At 70.3% G+C, this 24,447-nt stretch carries 22 protein-coding genes; 12 read left to right on the top strand and 10 right to left on the bottom strand.

Going from position 1 to position 24,447, the window contains the following annotated elements; all coding sequences use genetic code 11:
- Positions 1-33: 33 nt before the first annotated feature.
- The gene (locus tag ACIG5F_RS41145) at positions 34-1,383 is read left to right on the top strand and encodes an NtaA/DmoA family FMN-dependent monooxygenase (RefSeq protein ID WP_396525569.1); all 1,350 of its coding nucleotides are present in this window, start codon (positions 34-36) and stop codon (positions 1,381-1,383) included.
- Between the two features lie 193 nt (positions 1,384-1,576).
- Here the strand turns inward: ACIG5F_RS41145 and ACIG5F_RS41140 are convergent, their stop codons facing one another.
- On the bottom strand, positions 1,577-3,010 hold the full coding sequence (locus ACIG5F_RS41140) for an MFS transporter (protein WP_396525568.1): 1,434 nt from the start codon (positions 3,008-3,010) through the stop codon (positions 1,577-1,579).
- A gap of 136 nt (positions 3,011-3,146) precedes the next feature.
- On the opposite strand from ACIG5F_RS41140, the gene ACIG5F_RS41135 reads away from it, so the two are divergent.
- Complete coding sequence (locus ACIG5F_RS41135) at positions 3,147-3,752, top strand: TetR/AcrR family transcriptional regulator (RefSeq protein ID WP_396525567.1); 606 nt, start codon at positions 3,147-3,149, stop codon at positions 3,750-3,752.
- On the opposite strand, the gene ACIG5F_RS41130 is transcribed toward ACIG5F_RS41135, so the two are convergent.
- Positions 3,736-3,933, bottom strand: coding sequence for a ferredoxin (locus ACIG5F_RS41130; protein ID WP_396525566.1), 198 nt, complete (start codon positions 3,931-3,933; stop codon positions 3,736-3,738). The genes ACIG5F_RS41135 and ACIG5F_RS41130 overlap by 17 nt on opposite strands.
- Positions 3,934-4,116: 183 nt before the next feature.
- Here ACIG5F_RS41130 and ACIG5F_RS41125 point away from each other — a divergent pair, with 183 nt between their 5' ends.
- Both ACIG5F_RS41125 and ssuE read left to right on the top strand, forming a co-directional pair.
- On the top strand, positions 4,117-5,154 hold the full coding sequence (locus tag ACIG5F_RS41125; RefSeq protein ID WP_396525565.1) for an LLM class flavin-dependent oxidoreductase: 1,038 nt from the start codon (positions 4,117-4,119) through the stop codon (positions 5,152-5,154).
- Positions 5,155-5,162: 8 nt separating this feature from the next.
- Complete coding sequence (gene ssuE, locus ACIG5F_RS41120) at positions 5,163-5,723, top strand: NADPH-dependent FMN reductase (RefSeq protein ID WP_396525564.1); 561 nt, start codon at positions 5,163-5,165, stop codon at positions 5,721-5,723.
- Positions 5,724-5,744: 21 nt separating this feature from the next.
- Here the strand turns inward: ssuE and ACIG5F_RS41115 are convergent, their stop codons facing one another.
- The 4 genes from ACIG5F_RS41115 to ACIG5F_RS41100 form a co-directional block, all read right to left on the bottom strand.
- Positions 5,745-7,307, bottom strand: a complete 1,563-nt coding sequence (locus tag ACIG5F_RS41115) for a dipeptide ABC transporter ATP-binding protein (RefSeq protein WP_396525563.1) — start codon at positions 7,305-7,307, stop codon at positions 5,745-5,747.
- A gap of 68 nt (positions 7,308-7,375) precedes the next feature.
- A complete protein-coding gene (locus ACIG5F_RS41110; RefSeq protein ID WP_396525562.1) occupies positions 7,376-8,137 on the bottom strand; it encodes a thioesterase II family protein in 762 nt (253 codons plus the stop codon).
- Positions 8,130-8,357, bottom strand: a complete 228-nt coding sequence (locus tag ACIG5F_RS41105; RefSeq protein ID WP_396525561.1) for an acyl carrier protein — start codon at positions 8,355-8,357, stop codon at positions 8,130-8,132. The genes ACIG5F_RS41110 and ACIG5F_RS41105 overlap by 8 nt, the downstream gene beginning before the upstream one ends.
- Entirely contained in the window at positions 8,354-10,231 is a 1,878-nt protein-coding gene (locus ACIG5F_RS41100; RefSeq protein ID WP_396525560.1) for an HAD-IIIC family phosphatase, read from the bottom strand. Before ACIG5F_RS41100 ends, ACIG5F_RS41105 begins: the two co-directional genes overlap by 4 nt.
- A 172-nt stretch (positions 10,232-10,403) precedes the next feature.
- Between ACIG5F_RS41100 and ACIG5F_RS41095 the strand changes: the two genes are divergently transcribed.
- Entirely contained in the window at positions 10,404-11,165 is a 762-nt protein-coding gene (locus ACIG5F_RS41095) for a BTAD domain-containing putative transcriptional regulator (RefSeq protein ID WP_396525559.1), read from the top strand.
- A 22-nt stretch (positions 11,166-11,187) separates the two neighbouring features.
- Here ACIG5F_RS41095 and ACIG5F_RS41090 read toward each other — a convergent pair whose 3' ends face one another.
- Entirely contained in the window at positions 11,188-14,088 is a 2,901-nt protein-coding gene (locus ACIG5F_RS41090) for an AAA family ATPase (protein WP_396525558.1), read from the bottom strand.
- A gap of 859 nt (positions 14,089-14,947) precedes the next feature.
- Between ACIG5F_RS41090 and ACIG5F_RS41085 the strand changes: the two genes are divergently transcribed.
- On the top strand, positions 14,948-15,967 hold the full coding sequence (locus tag ACIG5F_RS41085) for a hypothetical protein (RefSeq protein ID WP_396525557.1): 1,020 nt from the start codon (positions 14,948-14,950) through the stop codon (positions 15,965-15,967).
- 40 nt (positions 15,968-16,007) lie between these two features.
- Positions 16,008-17,591 carry a cytochrome P450 gene (locus tag ACIG5F_RS41080; RefSeq protein WP_396525556.1) on the top strand — a complete coding sequence of 528 codons (1,584 nt, stop codon included), beginning with the start codon at positions 16,008-16,010 and terminating at the stop codon, positions 17,589-17,591.
- A gap of 57 nt (positions 17,592-17,648) precedes the next feature.
- On the opposite strand, the gene ACIG5F_RS41075 is transcribed toward ACIG5F_RS41080, so the two are convergent.
- Genes ACIG5F_RS41075 through ACIG5F_RS41065 form a run of 3 tightly spaced genes read right to left on the bottom strand, consistent with a single transcriptional unit; the run spans position 17,649 to position 19,551 of the window.
- Positions 17,649-17,777 carry a DUF899 family protein gene (locus tag ACIG5F_RS41075; protein ID WP_396525555.1) on the bottom strand — a complete coding sequence of 43 codons (129 nt, stop codon included), beginning with the start codon at positions 17,775-17,777 and terminating at the stop codon, positions 17,649-17,651.
- The gene (locus ACIG5F_RS41070; protein WP_396525554.1) at positions 17,752-17,964 is read right to left on the bottom strand and encodes a DUF899 family protein; all 213 of its coding nucleotides are present in this window, start codon (positions 17,962-17,964) and stop codon (positions 17,752-17,754) included. Before ACIG5F_RS41070 ends, ACIG5F_RS41075 begins: the two co-directional genes overlap by 26 nt.
- A gap of 36 nt (positions 17,965-18,000) precedes the next feature.
- Complete coding sequence (locus ACIG5F_RS41065) at positions 18,001-19,551, bottom strand: MFS transporter (RefSeq protein WP_396525553.1); 1,551 nt, start codon at positions 19,549-19,551, stop codon at positions 18,001-18,003.
- 137 nt (positions 19,552-19,688) lie between these two features.
- On the opposite strand from ACIG5F_RS41065, the gene ACIG5F_RS41060 reads away from it, so the two are divergent.
- From ACIG5F_RS41060 to ACIG5F_RS41040, 5 genes are all read left to right on the top strand, one after another.
- A complete protein-coding gene (locus ACIG5F_RS41060) occupies positions 19,689-20,057 on the top strand; it encodes a YciI family protein (protein WP_396525551.1) in 369 nt (122 codons plus the stop codon).
- Positions 20,054-21,280, top strand: coding sequence for an RNA polymerase sigma factor (locus ACIG5F_RS41055; RefSeq protein WP_396525550.1), 1,227 nt, complete (start codon positions 20,054-20,056; stop codon positions 21,278-21,280). The genes ACIG5F_RS41060 and ACIG5F_RS41055 overlap by 4 nt, the downstream gene beginning before the upstream one ends.
- A gap of 915 nt (positions 21,281-22,195) precedes the next feature.
- Entirely contained in the window at positions 22,196-22,522 is a 327-nt protein-coding gene (locus tag ACIG5F_RS41050; RefSeq protein WP_396525549.1) for a type VII secretion target, read from the top strand.
- Positions 22,522-23,691 (top strand): putative T7SS-secreted protein, encoded by a 1,170-nt coding sequence (locus tag ACIG5F_RS41045; RefSeq protein ID WP_396525548.1) that lies wholly within the window; start codon positions 22,522-22,524, stop codon positions 23,689-23,691. The genes ACIG5F_RS41050 and ACIG5F_RS41045 overlap by 1 nt, the downstream gene beginning before the upstream one ends.
- Positions 23,688-24,137, top strand: coding sequence for a hypothetical protein (locus tag ACIG5F_RS41040; protein ID WP_396525547.1), 450 nt, complete (start codon positions 23,688-23,690; stop codon positions 24,135-24,137). Before ACIG5F_RS41045 ends, ACIG5F_RS41040 begins: the two co-directional genes overlap by 4 nt.
- Positions 24,138-24,447: the final 310 nt, after the last annotated feature.

The following is a 24,447-nucleotide window of genomic DNA, read 5'->3' as shown; positions in this document are numbered from 1 at the left end:
TTCGAGTGCCAGGGGAGTAGCATGGTGTCCACAGTGGAGCGCAGGTCGGGCGACAAACAGGTGATCCTGGCCGCTGGGTTTCCCCACGGCAGTCCGTGGATCATCTGGAGCGACCCGGAGTCCGGTCCGCAGGTCGACCTCGCGTCGTTCCAGCACGCGGTGCGGACGGCGGAGGACGGCAAGCTGGACTTCTTCATGCTGGCCGAGGCGCTGCGCCAGCGTGAGCACAAGGGGAAGCTGTTCGACCTGGACATCACCGGCCGGACCCACGGGCTGACCCTGCTCAACGCGCTGGCCGCGGTCACCGAGCACATCGGCCTGGTGGCCACCATCAGCTCGACCTACAACGAGCCGTACGAACTGGCCAAGCAACTGTCCACACTGGACCATCTGTCCGACGGCCGGGCCGGCTGGAACATCGTCACCACTTCCGATCCGGCGTCGGGGGCCAACTTCCGCCGGGGCGGCTTCCTGCCGCACGCCGAGCGCTACCGCCGGGCCGGGGAGTTCCTGGCCACCGCGCGGCAGCTGTGGGACAGCTGGCCGATCGACAGCGTGGTCGGCGACGGCGAGACCGGCCGGTTCGTCGACGATCCCGAGGTGGGCGGCTACCGGCAGGTCGGCTCGCAGTTCGACATCGCCGGCCGGTTCTGTCTGCCCGCCAGCCCGCAGCGGCGCCCGGTGCTGGTGCAGGCCGGCGACTCGGCCGACGGCCGGCAGTTCGCCGTGGACAACGTGGACATCGTCTTCAGCATGCACGCGGAACCCCACGCCGGCCGAGCGTTCTACGCGGACGTGAAGGCCAGGGCCAAGGCGGCGGGCCGGGACCCGGATTCGATCAAGATCATGCCCGGCACCCAGTTCGTCATCGGCGACTCCCGTGCCGACGCCGAGGAACGCTCCCGCGAGCTGGCCTACCGGCAGATCACGCCGCAGAACGCGATCGCCCGGCTGGAGCAGGTGTGGGGCCGGGACCTGTCCGACCACGACGCCGACGGACCGGTCCCGCCGGTGCTGGACAACCGGGGCGCGGCCCACTCGGGCGGCTACGCCCTCGGCGGCAAGCCGCCGTCGGCACAGGCGCGGGCGTGGTTCGAACGGGCCGAGGCGGAGCGGCTGACCATCCGGGAGCTGATCATCGCGGTGACCCTGCGGCACACGTTTCTCGGCACGCCCGGCCAGATCGCCGCCCAGATCGCCGACGCGGTCGCCACCGAGGCCGCCGACGGGTACGTGCTGGCCGGCCTGACCCAGCCCACCGGCCTCGACGAGTTCGTCAAGTCGGTGGTGCCCGAGTTGCAGGACCGCGGGGTGTTCCGCACCGAGTACACCGGCGCGACCTTCCGCGAGAACCTCGGCCTGCCACCGGTTCCCGGTCGCTGAGCGTTCGTGGGGGGGGGGGCCCGGGGGGGGCCCCCCCCCCCCGGCGCGCCACCACCCCCCCCGGGGGGGGTTTCTTGGGGGGGGCCCGGGGGCCCCCCCCCCCCCCCCCCCCCCGCGCCCCCCCCGGGGGGGGGGGGGGGGGGGGGGGGGGGGGGGCCGCGGGGGCCCCCCCCCCCCCACGACTGCGGCGAACTCACCGGGCCGGTTGCGGCCGGGGCGGGGTCTTGATGCCGAACAGCGCCAGCGCCAGGCCGAGCAGGGTGTAGACGATGCCGACCTGGAACGCGACGTGGTAGCCGTGCACGGCGGCCGACGCGCTCGGGTGGGTCGCGCCGCCGATCACCGCCCCGAAGATGGCGACCAGCACGGCCAGGCCGAGCGAGCCGCCCAGCCGCTGCGAGACGTTGAGCAGCCCGGACGCCGCGCCGGCGAAGCGGGGCTCCACATCGGTCAGGCCGACGCGGGTGACCAGGGTGAACAGCAGCCCGGCGCCAGTGCCGAACAGGATCATCGGGCCGAACAGCGAGACGAAGTAGTCGCTGTCCGGGGTGACGAAGGTCAGCCAGGACGTGGCGGCCACCGTCGACAGGCTGCCGATGATCAGCACCGGCTTGATGCCCAGCCGCGCCGTCAGCGGCGAGACCAGCTGGGCCGCGGTGAAGATCATGACGCCCCACGGCACGAAGGCGAACCCGGCCGCCAGCGGGTCGAGGCCCTGGATGCTCTGCAGGAACTGGGTGACGAAGAAGAAGACGCCGAACATGGTGCCGCCCAGGAACAACAGGATCAGGTTGGCGCTGACCCGGTTGCGGTGCCGGAACAACAGCAGCGGCATCAGCGGCGCGGCGACCCGGGCCTCGACGGTGACGAACACCGCGAGCAGGACGACGGCGGCGGCCAACGAGGCCACGGTCTGCGGATCGGTCCAGCCGTCGCTGGTGGAGCGGATCAGACCGTAGGTCAGCGCTGACACGCCGAGGGTCGACAGCAATGCGCCGGCGATGTCGAAGCGGCCCTTGGCACGCGCGCTGCCGGCGATGTAAAGCACCGCGAGCACGCCGACCAGCACGCCGATCGGCACGTTCACGAACATGGTCCAGCGCCAGCTCGCCCACTGGGTGAGCACTCCGCCGAGGATCATGCCGAGGACGCCGCCGGCCCCGGACACCGCCCCGTACACGCCGATGGCCTTGGCCTTGGCCGGCCCCTCGAACGAGGTGGTGATCAGCGCCAGCGCGGTCGGCGAGCCGATGGCCGCGCCGATGCCTTGCAGGGCCCGCGCGGCCACCAGCACGCCCGCGGTCGGCGCGAGGCCGGCCAGCAGGGAGGCCACGGTGAAGATGGTCAGGCCGGCGAGGAAGACGTTCTTGCGGCCGAGGATGTCGCCGGAGCGGCCGCCGAGCAGCAGCAGTCCGCCGAAGGTCAGGGTGTAGGCGTTGAGCACCCAGGACAGGCCGGTCGCGGAGAAGGCCAGATCGGTCCGGATGCTGGGCAGGGCGACGTTGACCACGCTGGCGTCCAGCACCACCATGAGCTGGAACGCGGACAACGCGGTGAGGATCAGCCCAGGTCGGCGCCGGTGTTGCGGCGGCTCGGCGGCGACCGCGCTGGCAGGTGAGGTGGACATCGGCACTCCGGTGCTGAGTCGGTGGGGGACCGCGAACTTAGGGTACGGATTAGTTCGCTGTGCCGACGGTAGCATGACGGGAGCCGTCTAAGAAACGAAATGGTACCCTCGGGTGAGGGTGCGAGGAGGCGTCCGCATGACCGTGACCGACTCGGGGAGACTGCCCGTCGCCGAGGGCGCGAAGCGCAGGCGCGGCGTGGAGCTGCAGCACGCCATCTTCGACACGGTGTTCGACCTGATCAACGAGATCGGCTACGCCCGGGTGACCATGGAACGGGTCGCGGTGGCCGCCGGCACCAGCAAGGCCGTGCTCTACCGGCGCTGGGACGACAAGGAGTCGCTGGTCCTCGACGCCCTGCGGGAGAGTCTGCCGACCATCCCGGAGGTGCCGGACCAGGGCAATCTGCGTGACGACCTGCTGGCCGTGCTGGAGGTCGTGCGCTCGGCGTTCGCCATGACCAAGGGCACCGCGTTCCACCTGGTGGCCGCCGAGGCCGGCGGGGACTGCCGGGCCCTGGCCGACGAGCGCGTGTTCGCGCCCGCGCACGACGCCATCCTGACCACGATGCGGCGCGCCGTCGAGCGCGGCGAGGCCCGGCCGGAGCTCGTCACCGACCTCGTCGCCGACATCGGCACCGCGCTGCTGCGCAGCCGGGCGATCGACGGCGAGATCCCACCCGAGTCCCTGGTCACCTCGATCGTGGACGAGGTGCTGCTGCCGTTGCTCAGGTCGACTCGCTGAGCCGGATCGCGCTCGACGGGCACAGCTGCTGGCCGAGCCGGACGGCCTCGCGCAGCTCCGCGGCGGGCTCGTCCTGGAGCACGATCACCAGGCCCTCGTCGTCGTGGTCGAAAACGGCAGGCGCGCTCAGCACGCACTGCGCCGCGCCGATGCACCGGCTCCGGTCGGTTTCGATCCGCATTGTCGCACCTGCTCCCTGGGTTGGCTTTTCGAGCGTAGGGGAGTCCTCGCGCGGGCGGCAACCGCGCTTTAGAGCTCGGCAAGGTGCTCATTAGTCACACCGTCGACACTGGGTGGAGTCAATGACCTCTCGCTGTGTCCACCTGTGACGGAGGCTGCCGAAGTGCGCATAGGAATCACTTATTTGAGCGCGTCGCGGGACATTGACCGGGCCACGACCGACGAGAAGTACGGCGATTTCTTCCGCGAGGTCGAGTGGGCCAACGACAAGGGATTCGCCGGCGTCTGGATAACCGAGCACCATTTCTCCACCTACAGCCTCAGCTCGTCGCCCCTGCTGCTGCTGACCAAGGCCGCGACCGTCGCCCCGGACCTGCGGGTCGGCACCGGGATCCTGGTGCTGCCGCTGTGGGACCCGGTCCGGCTGGTCGCCGACGTGTGCACGCTGGACGCGATCTCCGGCGGCCGGGTCGACCTCGGCATCGGACGCGGCTACCAGTCGCACGAGTTCCACGGCTACGGCCGGGATCTGGCCGATAGCCGGTCGATGTTCGAGGAGTCGGTCGACCTGATCACGCAGCTGCTCACCAGCGAGGACACCACCTTCGACGGCCGCCACTACCACGTCGACGCGCCGGTCACCGTGCTGCCCAGGCCCACCCAGACCCCGCATCCGCCGATCTGGCTGGCCAGCGTCAGCCCCGAGTCGACCCGGTTCGCGGTGACCAGGGGCTTCAACTTCATGGGACTGGCCCTGGCCACGCCGGCCGAACTCGCCCAGCAGTGGCGGACCATCGAGGACATCGCCGCGGAGACCGGCCAGTCCGTGACTGGCCGGCAGTACTCCGCCAACCGGTACGTCTACTGCACCACCGACCCGGACGGCCGCCGGATGGCCGCCCGCGAGGCCGCCCGCCAAATGGCCATGTCCCGGGCGCTGGCCAAGGGCGCGGCGCCGGTGCACGGCGTCGCCCCGGCCCCGGCCGAGATCGACCCGGCCGACGAGGCACTGGCCTACGAGCGGCTGCTGGCCGGCACGCCCGAGGAGATCGTCGCCCAGATCGAGGAGATCGCCGACTCGGGTGTGACCTACATCAGCGCCGGCTTCCAGTACGGGGCGATGTCGACCGAGGCGTCCGTCCGCTCGATGAAGCTGTTCGCGGAGGGTGTGTTGCCCGCGTTCGCCGGCACCACCGGAGCCGCGACTCCCGCCTTCTCCTAGGAGGAACCGTGCCCACCGTAGTGGCGATCTCCGGCAGCCCTTCGGCCCGGTCCAAGACCAACCGGGTGGCCGACCACGTGCTGGCCGTGTTGGCCGGCGAGGACACCGAGGTGGTCCACATCCGGCTGCGCGAACTGCCGGCCGAGGCGCTGCTGAGCGCCGACAGCGGCCATCCGGCCATCGCCGCGGCCCTGGCCGCGCTTGAGAAGGCGGACGGCGTCGTGCTGGCGACGCCGACCTACAAGGCCGCGTATTCCGGACTGCTCAAGGCGTTTCTCGATCTGCTGCCGCAGTTCGCCCTGTCCGGCAAAGCCGTGCTGCCGTTGGCCACCGGCGGCACCGTCGCGCACGTGCTCGCCCTCGACTACGGCCTGCGGCCGGTGTTGCAGTCGCTCGCGCCTCGACACGTCGTGCAGAGCTTTTTCCTGGTGGAAAGCCAGCTCACGCTGACCGAGGACGCGGTCCGGCTCGAACCCGACGCCGTGCGGACGCTGGCCGACATCCTGGACGACTTCGCGGACGCCTTCCGCGCCCCGCGCCGGGCCACCGCGGTCGCCCGGTCCAGCTGAGCCGGTCGGGACCCCTGGAGCTCAGTCCACCGGGCTGAGCTCCAGGCGTGGGATCGCGGCCAGCAACGCCCGGGTGTAAGGGTGACGGGGCCGGCCGAACACGTCGCCGGCCGCGCCCTGCTCGACCACCCGGCCGTCCTTCAGCACCAGCACCCGATCGCCGATCTGCTGGACTACGGCCAGGTCGTGGGTGATGAAAAGCAGCGCGATCCCGGTCTCCCGTTGCAGCGCGGCCAACAGGTCGAGCACCTGGGCCTGCACCGAGACGTCCAGCGCGGAGACCGGCTCATCGCAGATCAGGACCGACGGACCAGGGCCGAGGGCCCGGGCGATGGCCACCCGCTGGCGCTGTCCGCCGGAGAGCTCATGGGGCCGCCGGCCGGCGAACTCCGCGCCCAGCCTGACCTTGGCCAGCAGTTCGGTCACCCGCTCGGCCCGCTGTCGCCGGCCGAGCCGGGGAAGTGCCTCGCCGATGATGCCAGCCACGGTGAACCGGGGATCGAAGGCGGCATAAGGGTTCTGGTGCACGAGCTGGACGAAGCCGCGGCGCGCGCGTCGGGTCCGCTCCGGCCCCGCCGACCAGGGCTGGCCCGCCAGGCGCACCGTGCCGCTGTCGGGGGCGAGCAGACCGACGACGATCCGGGCCAGCGTGCTCTTGCCCGAGCCCGATTCGCCAACCACACCCAGGGTTTCCCCCGCGCGCAGGGTCAGCGACACATCGGCCAGCGCAGGACGGTCGGCGCGGGCGTAGGTCTTCCCGACCGCCTCGACCTCCACCACCGGCGGGCCCGACGGCGTCGTCGCCCGGCGGCGCCGGGCGGGCACCGCGTCGATCAGCTGCCGCGTGTAGGGATGGGCCGGACGGGTCAGGATCCGTGCCGTGGGGCCGGATTCCACGATCTGACCGGCCCGCAGCACCGCCACGCGGTCGGCCAGCCGTGCCACCACGGCCAGATCGTGGCTGATCAGCAGGAGCCCCCGGTCCTCCCCGGTGATCCGGCCGAGCAGCTCCAGAATCTGCTCCTGCACGACGACGTCCAACGCGGTCGTCGGCTCGTCGGCGATGACCAGCCGCGGCCGCGCGGCCAGCGCGGTGGCGATCAACGCGCGTTGACGCAACCCGCCGGACAGCTGATGCGGGTACTGCGCGGCGCGGGCCTCGGGATCCGGCACACCCACCTCGCGCAGCAGTTCGACGGCGCGAGCCGCCCGTGCCCGCCGGGTCTCGGTCTCGTGCAGTCCGATCGGCTCGGCCACCTCGGCGCCGACCGTCTGCAACGGATCCAGCGACACCAAGGCGTCCTGCAGCACCATGCCGACCGTGCGGCCTCGAAGCCGTTGCCAGTCCCTGGCGCGGAACGGCGCGGTGTCCACGCCGCCCACCCACAGCCGGTCCGCGCCGACCCTCGCCCGCCGGCCGGCGAGGCCGAGCAGGGCGCGGGCGGTCACGCTCTTGCCGGAGCCCGACTCACCCACGATCGCCAGGCACTCGCCCGGCTCGACGGTGAAGGACACGTCCCGCACGACGGGCGGCGCACCGCGGCCGAACGCGATGGTCAGCCCCGCAACGTCAACCAAGCTCACTGGGCACTCCTTCTGGTCGTGGCCGCGGCCACCGTGCCCCAATCCGCTAAAGCCGCGACTAAGCCGTGTCACATGGTGGACCCGGTTGACCGGACGGCGACGGGGCCGAGCGCGGAGCGGATCAGATCGAGCAAGCCGTTCTCCTTGTCGTGCAGGAAGAAATGGCCGCCGGGCACCACGTGCGTGCGGACCTCCACCGTGCTGTGTGTCGCCCACGCGTCGACGTCCCCCGGAGACACCAGCGGATCGGCCGCGCCGGCGACCACGTCGATCGGCACCGGCAGCGCCGGGCCGGCCGGCGGTCGCGGACCGTGGCACAGGCTCAGATCGGCCCGTAGCAACGAGATCGCGGCCGCCCGCCAGTCCGGGTAGCGCCGCACGGTCTCGGACATGCCGCCGATACGCAGCAGCAGCTCGACGAGCTGGTCGTCGGACATGCCCGACACCTCGGCCAGCGGGGCGCGCAGCAGGGGGCCGGGAAATGCCCCGACCAGCAATCGCGCCGGCAGCGGCCGGTCGGCGGCGAGCAGCCGGTCGGTCAGCGTGTGCGCGATCAACGCTCCCATGCTGTGCCCGTAGAAGGCGTACGGCCGGTCCAGCCACGGATCGAGCTCACGGCCGATCGCGGCCACCGCCGTGGCCAGGTCGGTGATGCGCGGCTCGCGCACGCGGGCCTCCCGACCGGGCAGCTGCACCGGATACACCGCGATGTCCGGCGCCAGCGCGGCGCGCCAGCCGCGGAACGCCGACACGCCGCCGCCGGCGTGGTGGAAGCAGAACAGCCGGAGCCGGTCGGCCGGGCCCGGCCGGACGTCCAGCCAGTCAGACACCGCCCACCACGACCGTGTAGATCGTGCCCAGGCTCGGTGCGGACAGCACGTCCGGCAGCGAGATGCTCCGGCCGGTGGCCCGTTCCAGCGCGGTCAGCAGGGTGAGCAGGTGGACCGAGTCCCACCCGGCCACCTGGTCCAGGCTCCGGTCCAGTTCGTCCGCGGTCACCGCCAACCCGATCTCGTCGTGGATCAGGGCGGCGAACTCATCGACTGTCATCCCAACTCCTCGGTCAACGTGACGTGCGCGGGCGGGGCGGCGATGTCGACCAGGTCGTGACGGAACACCGCTTCCGCGCCGTCGTCGGTCACCGTGCTGAAACCGTTGCGCGGATAGAACTCGCGCACCTTGCCGTTCTTCGCGGTCGACCGGTAGGTGCCGACGACACTGCCGGCGCCGGTGTCCCGGGCATGCCGCAGCAGCACCGACAGCGCGCTCTGCTCGACGCCCCGGGCGAACACCCGGCAACTGAGCAGGAAGTTGTCGATGTGCAGGGTGTCGGTCTCACGGTGGGCCAGGACCGCGCCGACCAGTCCGTTGTCGCCGAACCGGTCGGCGGTGCGCAGCGCGAGCACCAGCGCGTCCGGATCGCGGATGAGCGCCTGCACGTCGGCCGGCTGAAGGCGGCGCGTGGTGAGGTTGAACTGGTTAGTGCGCAAGGACAGCTGCGCCACCCGGTTGACCTCCTGCTCGCCAGCGGCGAAAACCCGCACGGCCACGCCGAGTTCGGACAGGTAGTCCTGGATCGAGTCGAAGGAGTTCAGGAAGTCCTTTCGGGCCAATTCGTCCCGGTACTTGGTCGGCCGGTCGTGATCGTCCGCGGTCAGCTCGACCGTGTCGAACCAGCCGTCGGCCAGCAACCGGTCCACGTGCCAGGCAGGCTCCTCGTCCACGCCGACCACCGCGACCTCGGGCAGCTCCCGGCGGACCAGACCGCGCTCGAAGGGGCTGTCGTCCACGAACACCACGCTGTCCACGCCGACGTTGAGGTCCAAGGCCAGCTCGACCAGGTTGTCGTGTTTGGGCCGCCAGTTGGCCACCACGCGCACGAAGTCCTTTTCACGCAACGTCATCTCCGGGTGCTCGCGCAGCACCGCCCGAACCGGCTCGACATCGTTCTTGCTGACGGCGGTCAGCAGCACTCCCTGCGCGGCGAGCTGGCGCGCGGTGCGCTGGAACGCGCGGAACGCCTCGCCCCGGTAGCCGCCTGCGACCTCGATGCCCTCCGGCCCGTCGTCGCCAAGCACCCCGCCCCAGACGGTGCCGTCCAGATCGAGGGCCAGCACCTTCTTCGTCCGTCCGGTCAGGTTTCGGGCCAGATGTCCGATCTCGCGGGCGTAGCTGGCCAGCAGCTCGGTTGACAGGTATGCCTTCGCGTAGACGCTCAGCCGGGCGTCGCCTGCGGGCACTCCGGCCGCCAGCAGCGGATCGCTGTCGAGCACGACCACACCACGATGGGCCGCGGACAGCCGCAGCAGACGGGCGTTGGCCTCACGCCACACAGCGCCGAGCTCGGCCCGGGACCGGTGGTCAACCAGCGCGGCGGAGCGGGTGCGGGGCAGCGGGATGGTGTTGAGCACCAGTGTGCCCACGCCTCGCTCGGCGAACCGTGCGGCCAGCCCGGCCACCAGTTCCACCTTGGCTTCGAAGACTTCCCGCACGTCCTCGGGACGCCACGGCGTCGAGATCTCGTCGAAGATCAGCTCCGGGTCGAGCAGACACAGCACGAGATCGGGCCGCGCCGCGTACAGGTCACTGTCCGGATCGGAGAGATCGAACACATAACTGTCGAAGTCCGACAGGACGGGCCGTAACAGGAGGCCGTGCCGGGCGAACTCACCGGTCAGCGGGGCGACCAGCGCCGCCAAGGTGCCGTGGCCGGTGACGGCGACGGTCAATGCCGGCGTGTCCGGATGCGCGCGCAGCACGTCGTCCGGGTCGAGCCGGGACAGCCAGGCGCCGGCCCGCCGCAGCAGGTCGGGGTCCTCTTGCGGCAGGTCGGCGAGCAGATCCCGAACCAGCGGGTAGTCCCCGGCCAGGCGGCCGGCCCGGTGCAGCCGCAGCAGATGCTCCGCGGCGGTCGTGGTGGTCATGCGCCCATCGTGGCCGCCGGCTCTGAAGCGGACCTAAGCGCGGACTTCGGCCCCACCTACGCTAATAAGTACTTTCTCCGATGTGGAGAGGCCCCTGACTTGGGCAAACTGGCCCCGTCCGGGGTCTCGACAGTGCCGTCGAGCGTGCGAGCACAGGGGTGAGGGGCACACGGTGTCATACCAGGTTCTCGGTGCACTGCGGGTGGTCGGCGAGCGCGGGTCGGCGTCGATCAGCGCGCACAAGGTGAAGACGTTGCTCGGTGTGCTGCTGGTCCGCGCCAACCAGGTGGTGCCCGCCGACCTGCTGATCAACGAGCTGTGGGGCAAGAACCCGCCGCGTCGGGCCACGGCGGGCCTGCACGTCTACATCTCGCAGCTGCGCCGGTTCCTCGCGGACATGGTGGCGCGGCCGGACTCGCTGGTCACCCGGGCGCCCGGGTATCTGCTCCAGGTCGGCTCGGATGAGCTGGACCTGTTGGTGTTCCGACGTCTGGTGCAGCGTGGACGCGCCAGCATGCGGGCCGGCAACCATGAGGAGGCGTCGGCCGCGTTCTCGTCGGCGCTGGACCTGTGGCGTGGTGCGGCCCTCGACGACCTGCGCGACGGCGAGATCATCGGCAGGTTCGCCGGCTGGCTGGAGGAACTGCGGCTGGAGTGCGTGGAGATGCTGGTGGAGTGCGACTTCGTGCTCGGCCGGCACCGCGAGCTGGTCGGCTTCCTCTACGACCTGGTCTCCGAGCACCCGCTGCACGAGGCGTTCTACCGGCAGTTGATGCTCGCGCTGTACCAGTGTGAGCGGCGGGCGGACGCGCTGCGGGTGTACAAGTCCGCGCGCGAGACCCTGACCGCGGAGCTCGGTCTCGAACCCTGTCGGTCCCTGCGCGACCTGCACCACGCGATCCTGCTCGGGGACGGCGAACGACTGGCCGGCTGAGCCGGCCGGTCGCCGCGGCCGGTCAGTCCACTTTGGCCATCAGATTGGCCAGCGCGGCCCGGGAGACCACGTTCAGCTTGCGATAGACGTGGCTGAGGTGCACGTCCACCGTGCGCGGGCTCAGTGACAGCTGTTCGGCGATCTCCCGGGTGCGGATGCCGGTGCCGGCGATCCGGGCGATCTCCCGCTCCCGTTTGGTCAGCACCGACAGATCCACCTCCGGGGCGGCCGGGTCGTCCCGGTCGACCGGGACGGCGTCGTCCTTGGGGGCGATCCGCCGACGCAGTGACTCGGCGTCCTCGTACAACACCACGGCGCCGCACTGGAGCGCGAGTTCCTTGGCCAGCACCAGATGCGCGTCCGCCTCGGCGATCCGGTGGTCCAGACCGGCGCTGTGCGCCGCGAAGGTGAGTGACCGGATCTGGGCGCCGGCCATGCCCAGCGAGCCGAACAGATCGGCGGCCTGCCGGTACAGCGCGGTCGCTGCGGTGTAGTCCCGGCTGGCGCGCACCAGGTGCCCCCGCGCGACCATGGCCGCCGCGTAGTTGTTGGGCTGGCCCACCGCCGCCGCGGCGGCGTCGCACCGGCGAACCCAGTCGGCGGTGCGGGAGTCGGCGCTGTTGGCGGCGGCGTTGGCCAACATCTCGTAGCAGCGCGGTCGGATCAGCGGCGGGATGCCCGGCAGGTCAGGGCCCCCGCCCGCGTGCAGCACCAGCGCCGCGCACCGGCGGTCGTCGCCCTCGATCTCCAGCACCCTCGCCAACAACAGGATCGCCTGCACACCGAACCACCAGCCCCGCGGCAACCGCATGGCCACCGCCTGCTCGGCGTGTGCCACGGCGATCCGACTTCCGTTCGAGCGGTCGATCCACGCCAGGTACGCCGACTCGAACATGATCGCTAGGTCCCGCACGTGAAGCGCGCCCAGCCGCCCGGCCACTTCGGCGGCCTCGGCCGCGGCCCGCTGGGCCTCCGCGAGCCGGGCCACGGCCTGGTGGGTCTGGCTCAGCCCGAGCAAGGCGATCACCAGCTCGCCGGGCCGGCCCAGCTGGCGGGTCTGCGAGACCTGCCGCGACAGGTGCCGCCCGGCATCACCCAAACGGGCCAGGATGCGCTCCACCCAGCCGAGCAGGGTCAGGCAGTCGGGGTGGTCGGCCAGCTCCGCGTCCGTGAGCGTGTCCACGATCGCCGAGCACTCGACGGCCATGCCGGTGGCCAGCTGGACCTCGCCGCGGTAGCTGGCCAGCAGGCCGCGCAAAGCGAGCATGGCGGCGGTGTCGACCCGGTCTCCGTGCGGACGGGCCAGTTCCAGCGCCGATTCCACCAGCTCCTCGTCGGGTAGCTCGCTGTCGAACAGGCCGGTGATGGCCTGCCGGCAGAGCAGCCGGACCAGCGCGCCGAGACGGGCCTGCGGATGGTCCCGCAAGCCTGCCAGTTCGACCGCGAGCACAGTGCCGGCCTCGGCGTAGTTGCCGAGCAGGCACTCGACCAGGGCGCACTCGGCCACCGCGCGGACGCGCTGCGCGCCGGTGACCTCCGGACAGTGCCGGATCAGCATCTGAAGCAGCTCCCGGGCGTCGGCCAGCTCACCTGCGGCGACGAGCGCGCCCGCGAGGACCAGCCGCAGCTCCGCCCGTTCGGTGTCCACGGCGGTCAGCCGCAACGCCAGCCGCAGCAGCCGAATCGCCTCCTCAGGCCGGTCGGCCAGCACGGCCGCCGCCGCGTCGGCAAGCACGGACAGGTCGTCCGGTTCGAACAGCGCGATCGAGTTCGTCACGTGCCAGGCCTGGTCCCCGGCCGACGCGCCGCGCTGGGTGAGCAGCCCCAAGGCCCGGCGGTGCGCGGCGTTGCGCCAGCAGAGGTCGGCGCCGGCGTACACCAGCTGGCGTAACAGCGGATGCCGGAACGTCAGCACGCCGAGGTCCGCCGCCGTCCGCAGCAGGTCCCGGCACTCCAGCGCCGCGGTCGCGGCGCACACCCGGTCCCGGTCCAGCTCGGAGACCGTGACCAACGCGTCGATGTCGCAGTCGACACCGAGCACAGCCGCCGACTCGGCGACGAGCATCTCGTCCGGGGAGAGCATGGTGAGTTCGCTCGCGAGCACCGCGGCGGCCAGCCCCGGCCACTCGGGCTCGCGTGGCGACGGCAGCCGCAGCTCGGTCGGCCCTTCCCGCTCCGACAGCGCCAGCAGATACAGCGGGTTGCCCCGGCTGATCTCGTGCAGATCGCGCAGGCGGCCCTCGTCCACCTCCCGCCCGTCGACGGCGAGCAGGCTCGCGGACTGGCCGATGCTCAGCGCGCCGAGCTCGATCCGCTCCACCGTGCCGGCCGCCATGCCGTGCGCGAGCGCGCCGGCCAGCCGGGCACACGCCTGCCGGGGACGGTAGGCGACGACCAGCAGCAGCGGCGCCGGCATCGGGTCCCTGGCCAGGTACCCGATGAACTCCATCGTTCGCCGGTCGGCCCAGTGGCAGTCGTCCAGCAGCAGGACCAACCCGTCCTGGGCGAGGTGCGTGAGCAGCGCGCGGACGGCGGGCAGCACATCGCGATCGGATTCGTCACCGGAGCGGTCCCAGGGCGCGCGCAGCAGGTGCGTGGCGATCACCTTGGCCAGGCTCGCCGGCAGCTCGGCGCAGGCGTTCGCGATCGTGGCCTCGCCGAGCGCGTTGGCCAGCGACCGGAACATGTCGCCGCGTTCGAACTCGCTGCTGCGCCCATGGCGCACGGTCAGCTCACGGCGCCGGGCCTCGGCGGCCAACTCCGCCAGCAGCATGCTCTTGCCGATACCCGGCTCGCCGGTCAGCTGGATCATGCTCCCGCCGCCGCCGGCGGCCAGCCGGTCGAGACCGGTCGTGAGTCGGCATAACTCGTCGCTGCGGATGTTCGCCGCATCGCTGGCCCAGCCGATCTGCGCACCACTCATCGCTGCCCCCCAAGTTTCGGTGTCACGACCCGGATCACCTACGACAGCCGTCGTGAGGCCGTGAAGGCCGGATGCGGTGTCGAGGACGGCGCGACTCCGTTGAAACGCCGTGCTCCGCCCAATTTACCGAAATTCCGGATAGCCGGAAGCCCTGCGGCCTTCTTGTCAAATGATAGAAACCCGCTGCGACCACTTGACATTTCGGCCGTTCGGGTGATCGGTTCGGAGGTCGGCGTCGTTCCGGTGGCGACGAACCCGCTCCGTGTCCATTGTGGATGGACGATCCGGGCTGGCCCGGCTTCCCGTCGGACTGTCAAGCGCCGGCGGCGAATGCGACAAAGTGCCTGTATCGGAGCCTGGGTGTGATCGATTCTGTTGTCACGCCTGGCTTGGCCGCGATGTCTCGGTCACATGCCGTGGGCATTCACGGCGAGAGGATCACTCGAATGCCGGCGATCGTGGACGGCGGGTGTGGACCCGCCCACTCGATTCGATAGATCGGCATAGGGAGATATCGCCGAGTCCCACCTAGTGAGATGCCACGTGTGTCGCGGGGCGGTGACCGCCCGGCCGGACCGACGCCGTGGCGTGCGGAGGCCTGGCCGTGACTGAGGGCGGCATCGCCCCCATTTCGCGGACGCCGATGCTGTCCATCCCGGCGCGTCCCTGGTCGACGGGCTGAACACCGTGCCCGCTCGGCCCCGGCTGGCCGACATGCCGGACCGGCAGCCCGCCGCCGAGACCTCGGAGTGGGCTGCTTTGGTGTGCTGGGTCGGGCTGGCGGAGAGCGTCATAGCCGCTCGCGAGGGGCGGCGCATGCAGCAGCCAGGGCTCCGGACGTCCGTTCAGGTTTGGCGAGGTGGAGCAGTTCGTGGCACCGCCCGGGCCAGGTGGCGTCGAGCGGGGCCAGGAGTTGGTCGGACAAGCCGGCCTCAGCTGGCTCTCCACCGGTTCCATCGGTTCACGTGCGGTCCGGATCACCAGTCCGCAGACGCCCCGAACGCCGGGCAGCACCGCCGTCTCCAGCAAGGTCAATCGCACCAACGGAAACGTCGGTGTCGCCGCGAAGCCGACGTTCCCGTTGGGACAGTTTCGCGATTCAGACAGCGGTGCAGGAGATGCCGTTGAGGGTGAAGGAAGTGGGTTTGCCGGTGTCGCCAGTGCTTTAAGGGGTGAGAACACAGCGGAGACCAGTCTTCTCCCGGAATTCTCGCCGCACTACAGGGAGAAGGTTCCCAGCGGCGTCCATTACCGGGTCATGTGCCAGGACTGCCGGCGGGTCAGCCACGGCTTCCCGCCTGAGGCGTACCGCTCCGGTGGTGGTGTCGAGACGCTGTTCGTGCACCAGGTGCGGGCGGGCCAGTGCGTCATCGGCTGGGGTGTCGTCGACGACATCCGCCCGTCCAGCACGAATCCCGCCAAGCGCTCGGTGGTCATCGAGGGCGGGTTCGAGTTCGACCACGGGGCGAACGACGCCGTGATGATCATGAACCCGCTGCGTGACGAGTGGACGCTGCGCGCGATCCCCGGCAGCAAATGGATCGGACGCGACGCCCCCACGACCGAAGAGACCGCCGACACCGACGCGGCGACCGCCGATGCGTCCCACAGGCGTGCCGGGCTATGCCGAGTCGCACGACCGGTTGGAACTGGTGATCGCTCAGCACGGCGACAGGATCGTGGTGTGGACGGACGAGCCCCGGCACCCGCCTTGCTTCACCGCCGAGGGCAAGCCATTCACGCTGCTCGGCCATGTCCTGCATGGCCTCGGTGTCGGCCCCGAGCTGATCGCGAACCTGGCGTCCCGCAGGACTACGTGACCTTGGCCGACGTGGCACGCGAGCGGCGTCGCGGCGGGCCGCCCCGATCGGCCAAGTGATCGCCGAACCGCCGCTCGCGACAACTCTGGTGACACCATCATGGAACTGATCATCGCGCCCACCGACAACCCCTACCGTCAGCAGGAAAACCTTGCTCTGCAGGCGTTCTACGAGGATGTCCTGTTCGCGTGCTCGTCCTGCGCCAGTGAGAACACCGTGGAGTCGATGGATCTCCCGAAGGACTCGCCGCATCACGGCGCGGTCGCACCGAAGCAGGTCGCCGCCGACGACGACAACACGCACTACATGGTGGCCTGCGGGGACTGCGGGCAGGTCACCCAGGGAGTCCTGCCCGCGCGGTTCTCACAGGAGAACGGCTGGATCATGGAAACGATCTGGCACGTCCACGTGGGCGACGTCGTCGTGGGCTGGGGCGTCATCGACAAGATCCGCCCGTCCAGTGACGGCATGGCCTACATCGTCACCACCAAGGACGGCTACACGTTCGACTACCCCGACGGCGACGACGTAATCGTGCAGCACCAGAACGACTGCGGCCCGATCCCGGACGAGAACATGCGGGAGTTGGGCTACGCCGAGCTGCACGACCGGATGCGGCGCGCCCTCTACGACTTCGGCGACCGAACCTTGGTGTGCCAAGGCTTGGTGACGGAGCCGTCGCCGTACTTCGTGGACGGCAATCCGGTGACCTTGCTCGGCCATGTCCTGGCCGAGCTCGGCGTGGACCCGACCCGTGCCGGAGCAGTGATCCACTACAACGACCGTCCTCCCGGGCAGATGTTTCCCGCCGCCGGCTTCGAGCTGACCGAGCAGGCCGAGGCGACCGCCGACCTGGTGTGGCAAGCCGAGATGCGCGGACACTCGTGGCGCGCGTGCATCGACAGCACCGTCCCGGGGCCGAAGGTCGATCAGGTGGTGCCGGACGACTGGACGACCCTCGCCGAGATCGAGTACGACCGCCGCGAGCGTGAGCGCGCCACGCGTGAAGCCGCCGCCGCTGCTAACCCTGTGCCGGACAAGGTCATTCGCCCGCTGGGCTTCACCGAGCTGGTAGCGCGGCTGCGACACGTCCTGATCTTCGAGGGCGACACCGCCATCTGCGGGTGGGACAACGAGTTCGAGCCCCCGCCGGGATACTTCAACGAGAACGACGGCACGCCGGACGGCCTATTCGGTCACGTCCTGGCCGGGCTCGGCGTTCGCCCCGAGCAGGTGCTCACCCATCACGAGCAACGGGACATGGTGTTGGCGGGCAGGGCGTCCTGGGACGACGTGATCGCCGAGACACTGCGGGCGGAGGCGCCGGTCGCGCACCTGCCGTTCCGGTTCGCGGTCGACGACGTGGAGGTCTGTGGCGTCCGGATCGCCAAGGGGGAGCCGGTGCTGATGTGCTTCGCCGCCGTCGGCCGCGACCCCGAACTGCACGGCGAGACGGCGGCCCGGTTCGACATCACCAGGGCCGGCAAGGAGAACCTCTCCTTCGGGTACGGGATCTACCGGTGCATCGGGTCCGCGTTGGCTCTACTGGAGACGCGTATCGCGTTGTCGCTGCTGTTCGACCGCTTCCCCCGGATGTCGCTCGCGGTACCGCTGCGGCGGTTGGAGCCGCAGGGCACGTTCATCATGAACGGCGACCGCGCGCTGCCGGTGCTGCTCACCTGACCCGGTCCCACCACGTGGCCCGATCCGTCCCGCTGGGACGGACCGGGCCGTGGCGTGTCAGCGGTCCTGGCGGCCGAACGGGGTCAGGTCGAGGTAGTTGGCGGTGTTGATCAGGATGTCCAGTCCCCTGGTGTACGCGGAGTAGGTGTGGAAGACCCGGTCACCGTCGCGCAGGAACACACTCACGCCGGGGATCGCCGTCGAAGGTGTAGTCCTCAAGCACTTCGACCATCGGCAGCTCACGGCGCCGCGCGCTGACCGCGTCCCGCTGCCTGGTGATCTCCTTCTCCTGGGCCAGCAACTCCTTCCTGGCGGCCAGCCACTCCTGCCGGGAGACGATCCTCGGCAGGGTCTGCTCGGTGACGGATTCCACGGTGGTGCTCTCCTTCTGGGTTGAGGTGAAACGGAATCAGGCGGCCTGCTCGGCGGCCTGCCGTTCGGCCGGCTGCCCGACGTTGATGCGGCGCAACACGGTCATGGCGATCACGGCGAGTCCGACCAGCAGCACGGCGGCCACCACGGCACTGACGTCCAGGCCGGTCATGAACGCGGCACGGGCCGGCGCGAGCAGGTCGTCGCGTGCGGGCTGGGGCAACTGCCCGGCCACCGAGACCGCGCCGGCGATGCTCTCCCGCGCGGTCTGTGCCGCCGGCACGGGCACACCCGACGGGAAACCGGTCAACGCGTGCCGGTAGATCGTCGCGCCGAGGCTGCCGATCAGCGCGACACCGAGCGCGATGCCGAGGTTGTTGCTCGTCTCCGACAGGGACGCGGCGGCGCCGGCGCGTTGCGGCGGGACCGAACCGACGACCAGGTTGCTGCTCAGCGCCGAGGCCGGGCCGATGCCGAAGAAGGCCACGACCGTGCCGACCACCAGTACCGGCAACCCGGTTCCGTCGTGCACGGTCGCCATCAGTAGATAGCCGACGGCGGCGAGGCAGAGACCGGCGGCGGTGACCATCGCCGGGTGCGCCCGGCGGGTCAGCGGCACGGCCAGCATGGAACCGGCGGCCATGGCCAGCGAGGACGGCACCATCCACAGGCCGGCCACCAGCGGCGAGAGCCCGGCGACCAATTGGAAGTACAAGCTGACCAACAGCATGACGCCGCCCTGGGTGGCCGGGGCCAGCAGCAGCGCGGCCAGGGCACAGCTGAACGTGCCGTTGCCGAACAGCCGCACGTCGACCAGCGGCGTGGCCAGCCGGCGCTGCCGTCGTACGAACACCACGCCGGCCACGACGCCGGCCAGCAGCGCCACGGTGGGCCAGAGCTGCCATCCGGCCCTGGCCAGTTCCTTGACGCCGTAGACGACCGGCAGGATCGACGCCAGTGACAGCAGAACACTGACCAGGTCCAGCCGGCCGGGGTTGTCGTCGCGGTACTCCGGCAGCAGCAGCGGTCCCGCGATGACCAGCACGACCATCACCGGCACGGCCAGCAGGAACACCGAGCCCCACCAGAACCAGCCCAGCAGCGCGCCACCGAGCACCGGGCCGGCGGCCGCGCCGGTCATGAAGCAACTCACCCACACCGAGATCGCGAACGCCCGCTGCCGGCCGTCTCGGAACATGTTGCTGATCAGCGCGAGGGTGGAGGGGGCAAGCGTGGCGCCGGTGATCCCCATCAGCGCCCGCCCCAGTATCAGCATGTCGGTGTTGACCGAGAAGGCCGACAGCACCGAGGACGCGGTGAACGCGACCGCACCGATCAGCAGCAGCCGGCGGCGGCCGATCCGGTCGCCGAGGTTGCCCATGGTGACCAGGAAGCCGGCCACCATGAACCCGTAGACATCCATGATCCACAGCTGCTGGACGCTGTCCGCGCCGAGCACGGTGCTCAGCCGGGGCACCGCGTTGTTCAGCACGCTCAGGTCGAGGGCGAGCAACAGGGTCGGCAGCCCCAGCACCGCCAGCCCGAGCCACTCCCGTCGTCCCGCTACCGGTTGCGCGACCTGGCTCATGATCCACCTTTCTCGTGGCCGGCCAGCCGATGGGCCGTATCCTCAAGTGAGTCGGAGCCGATGCGCCGATCTCGACAGCCCGTGGGATACCGGGCCGCGCGATCGTCGCGACGCGGTCCAACCGAAGGGGTGCGCCGGTGAAGTACCTGCTGTTGATCTATGGCAATCCCACCTGGTCAGCGCGGTCCGACGAGCAGCGCCGGCAGCTGGACCGGGACCATGCCGAACTGTTGCGCGAGATCACCGAATCGGGTGAGTGGCTCGACGGCGCCCCGCTGACCGACTCGGCCGAGACCAGGACGGTGCGCACCGACGACGGCGGCACCATCGTCACCGACGGCCCCTACGGCGAGGCCAAGGAGTACCTGGCCGGCTACGACGTGATCGACTGCGCCGGCATCGACCGGGCCGCCGAGATCGCCCGGCGCATCCATGGCGGCGCCGCGGTGGTGCGGATCCGGCCCATCGCCGACATGCCCCCGAGCGCGGACCCGCCCGGGGTGTGAGCGACATCGGGTGGCCCGGTCTGGTGCGCGAGTTCGCGCCCCAGGTCCTCGGCGCGCTCGTGCGCGGTTACGGCACCTTCGACATCGCCGAGGACGCGGTGCAGGAAGCGCTGCTGGCGGCGACCGTGCAGTGGCCAGCGGAAGGGGTGCCGGACAACCCGAGGGCTTGGCTGTTCACCGTGGCCACCCGGCGGATGACCGACCTGCTGCGCAGCGAACACGCCCGGCGCCGCAGGGAGGACACCGAGGCGGCCATGCGGCCGTCGGACTGGGAGCTGGCGCCCCCGCCGGCCCAGCACCGCGACGACACCCTCACCCTGCTGTTCCTGTGCTGTCACCCGGCACTGGCCGTGCCGGGGCAGATCGCGCTCACCCTGCGCGCGGTCGGCGGCCTGACCACAGCCCAGATCGCGCACGCCTTCCTCGTCTCGGAGACGACCATGGCGCAGCGCATCAGCCGGGCCAAGAGCCGGATCAGGTCCTCCCGGCTCCCGTTCCGGCTGCCCGCGCCGGACAGCTGGGCGCAGCGGCTCGGAGTGGTCCTGCGGGTGCTGTACCTGATCTTCAACGAAGGCCACACCGCCACCTCGGGACACGACCTGCACCAGGCCGGCCTGACCGGTGAGGCGATCCGGCTGGCCGCCGACCTGCACCGCCACCTGCCCGACGACGGCGAGGTGACCGGTCTGCTGGCGCTGATGCTGCTCACCGACGCGCGCCGCCCGGCCCGCACCACCCCGGACGGCGGGCTGGTCCCGCTCGGTGAACAGGACCGCGGCCGGTGGAACCGGGATTACATCGCCGAGGGCCTCGCCCTGATCACCGACGCGCTGGCCAGGCGGCGTCTCGGCCCCTACCAGTTACAGGCCGCCATCGCCGCGGTGCACGCCGAGGCGCCCCGGGTCGAGGACACCGACTGGCCACAGATCCTCGGCCTCTACGAGCTGCTCTCACAACGCGCGCCCAGCCCGGTCGTGACACTGAACCACGCGGTCGCGCTGGCCGTGGTCCGCGGCCCGAGGGCCGGACTCGACCTGCTCGCCCCGCTGGAGGCCGACACCCGGCTGGCCCACCACCACCGGCTCGCCGCCGTCCGCGCGCACCTGCTGGAGATGGCCGGCGACCCGGCGGCGGCGCACGCCGACTACCTGCTCGCCGCGCGGCAGACCGACAGCCTGCCCGAGCAACGCTATCTGGAGAGCCGCGCCAGCCGGCTGCCCTGACCGTCCACTGTGTACCGTCGCATCTCGCAATAGGCCGAACGTGCGGTGGCGAAAGCGGAACTGGGAAGCGACCGAAAACCCGGCGGTATTACCGTAGCGATGCGGAGATCTGGGCAATGATCGATTCGCTTGGTGATGTTGGTGCGGCTCTGTCTGGAGCGAAGCCAGAGAGCCTGGCGGGCTTGTACGAGGCCGTTTGACCTGCAAGTTTGCTACGACCAAGCCGCGTACACGGCCGATGTGATCATTCAACCGATGGGGCGGATGAATAGTAAGTGTGTCCGAGGGCGGACCTGCGCACTATCCACCCGGCTTCTCTTGGCCGAAGTCATGTGACGTTGCGGGCGGCGGCTGTCCCAAGTGGACCAGGTGCGCTTCGACCCGTCCCTAAGCTGGGGACGGGTCGGCGGCGGTTCTACCTGCGAGAATAGCGACGGACAGGTGGGACGAGGTAAAGCGGCCCGTCTCCACAGCACGCGCCGGAGACCGAGTGAGGTGCCCCGACCTGGGCACCACCAACATCCCTCGCGAGGACCTCGTCAACCGGGCCATGGAGACCTGGCGGTCGACGAGGAACTAGCGATCATCTTCGCCAAGGCCAAGCTCGAGTCGAACCAACCGATAGTGACTGGATACCTGGGCATACGGCCGGTACCTGGAGCGGCGACGTGCTGGCCGTCACCAGCACCTGATCGCAGACGACCGTGCAGACGCCGATGCGCATCATCGCCGCTTGGCCTCGCAGCACGACCAGAGCGAGGACGACCCGCTTGCTGAGTTGGCGCCGTCGGTGGAGAGACGCCCGTGTCGCGAATACGCGGAGCGCTGTCGGAACCGAATCGGGCTGAATGCCGTCCCAGATCCGCGGACAGCTGGGACGATAGGCTTGGCGGACACTGATTCTGGGGAGAACAGATGGCTGACGGCTTCAGCGTCGATCTTGGCGCGCTGGAAGACGCTGCGGCAGGCGTCAACACGACCCTGGTCGACCTCAAGGCGCACAAGGTCAGCGACCTGGGCGGCGTCAAAGGCGACTACGGGCATGACGACCTCGCCGACACGGTGGCCGACTTCTGCACCCGGTGGGAGCTAGGGGTCGAAAACCTCGCCAAGGACGGTCAGGAGGTCGCGACCCGGCTGTCTCAGAGCGTGCAGGCGTATCTGCAGGTCGACCAGGCGGCCAAAGGCATGTTCGACAAGATCCTGACGCGCACCACGGGCGACGACCCCGGTGTCCACTGATGCCCGCGGAACTCGGTGAGACGAACAACCCCAAGGACCTGGTCCCCGGCAACCCGGGATCACTCACTTCCATCTATCCGGCGTGGCGGCAGTACGGAGACGCCCTTCACCAAGCCGGCGCTGGCCTGAGCCGCATCGACACGACCGAGGGGTGGAGTGGTCCCGCCGGGGACGCGTTCCGCGCGAAGTTCGAGGGCCAGCCCGGCAAATGGCTCGAAGCAGGTGACTGCTTCCACGAGGCCGCCGCCGCTCTGGAGCGCTACGCCACAACCCTCACCTGGGCGCAGGGCCAAGCCGCCCAGGCGATCCAGCAATGGAACACCGCGGAAGCCGCCACCCGCCAAGCCACCGACCAGCACACCCGCGACGAACAGACCGCCGGGCACCAGCTACCGTTCAACGATCCCGGCGCCGCGGGACGCCAAGCGGCACAACAGACCCTCAACGCGGCTCGCGCGCAGCTGCGGTCTGCCGGCGACGGAGCTGCCGCCACCATCGGCGCGGCCCGAGACAAGGCACCTGAGGAACCCGGCTTCTGGTCCGAGGTCGGTGACTTCTTCTCCGACCTCGGCGCGGGACTGGCCAACGCAGCCGGCACGGTCGTCAACGCCGTCGCGTCTTACGGCAACGCCATGATTCACCATCCGCTGGACACAGCCACGACCATCGCTGGCGCCGCCCTGACCGTCGTCGGCGCCGGTGGCGAAGTCGGCGGCATCGCCCTCGACGCGACTGGTGCGGGAGCCGTACTCGGTGTGCCGACGAATATCGCGTCGGCTGGCGTGATCGCGACCGGCATGGCGATGACCGCCGCGGGCGGCGGCGACCTCGCACGTCACGCCGCCGGTGACGACGAAGTCGAGGTCATGCGGACCGACCACACCGGAGCCGAGGACGAGGCATTCGAACCCAACGACGGGTTCCGCGGCAGCGAGTTCAACCGCGACGAGATCGAGGAGTTCATCAACGGTCACACGGGTGACTCCATGCCCGGAATGAACCGTCCCTCACCGCAGCAGGTGAGCGAGGTTCTGGACAAGGCCACTCCGGTGCGGCTGCCGGGCCAGAACGCGGAGGAGTTCGTCGCCACGGTCAACGGCGACAAGATCCGTGTCATCGTCAACTATGACATGCCCTGGAGATCGACGACGTATAAGATTGGACAGTGAACGTGCGAGACGATCTGCCGCCCGACGTGCGGGCGATGTTCGACGACGCCGAACTCGCCGAGATCGCGGCGAGCAAACCTCAAGCCGGCGAGGACAAGCCGGACGCTCTGGGCCTCGCTCGGGCCTGGCAGCTGCACGTCGAGAAGATCGACAACGACCGTGAGCTACCGTACGACGACCACAGCGTGTGGACCGAGCACGACCTGGCCGCCAGCCTGTTCATGCGCGACTTCGTCGAGAACGCGCTGAGCAAGCTCCGCCCCGAGCTCGCGGACAAGGTACGCGGCTACGTCGCCAAGACCGACGACAGGTTCCGCTCCTTCACCGCTGATGATTCCGGCGAGCGTATGGCCAGGATTGCCCATGTCGACATGGGCGGCCGATCTTGGTGGTGGTTCCGGGTCCCTACCTCGGGGCCGATTGTCCAGGATCTTGCCCGGTACTGATTCGTCCGCCTCCGGTGAAGTCGTGGGGCTGACCCGGTTCGATGAACAGGGTCAACCCCAATTCGCCGTATCAACCGGACGACTGGCTCACTGGGATTCGCGTAAGACAGTAGTTTGTCGGGCATTAGAAACAAAATAAGGTTCAAGTCCCTAGGGACTTGAACCCCCACGTGTCCGAGGACGGACTTGCACACTATCCACCCGTATCGCCCTGAGCGACGCATCATGACAGGCACGCCGGGCGGCCGTCCCACCTGGACCAGCAGCGTGGGCGCCGGACCTGCTGGCCGCGCGATGGTAGGAATGCTCG

This window comes from Kutzneria sp. NPDC052558, from assembly GCF_044547355.1.
GTDB lineage: Bacteria > Actinomycetota > Actinomycetes > Mycobacteriales > Pseudonocardiaceae > Kutzneria.
This window is presented reverse-complemented; position numbering and strand designations above follow the sequence as displayed.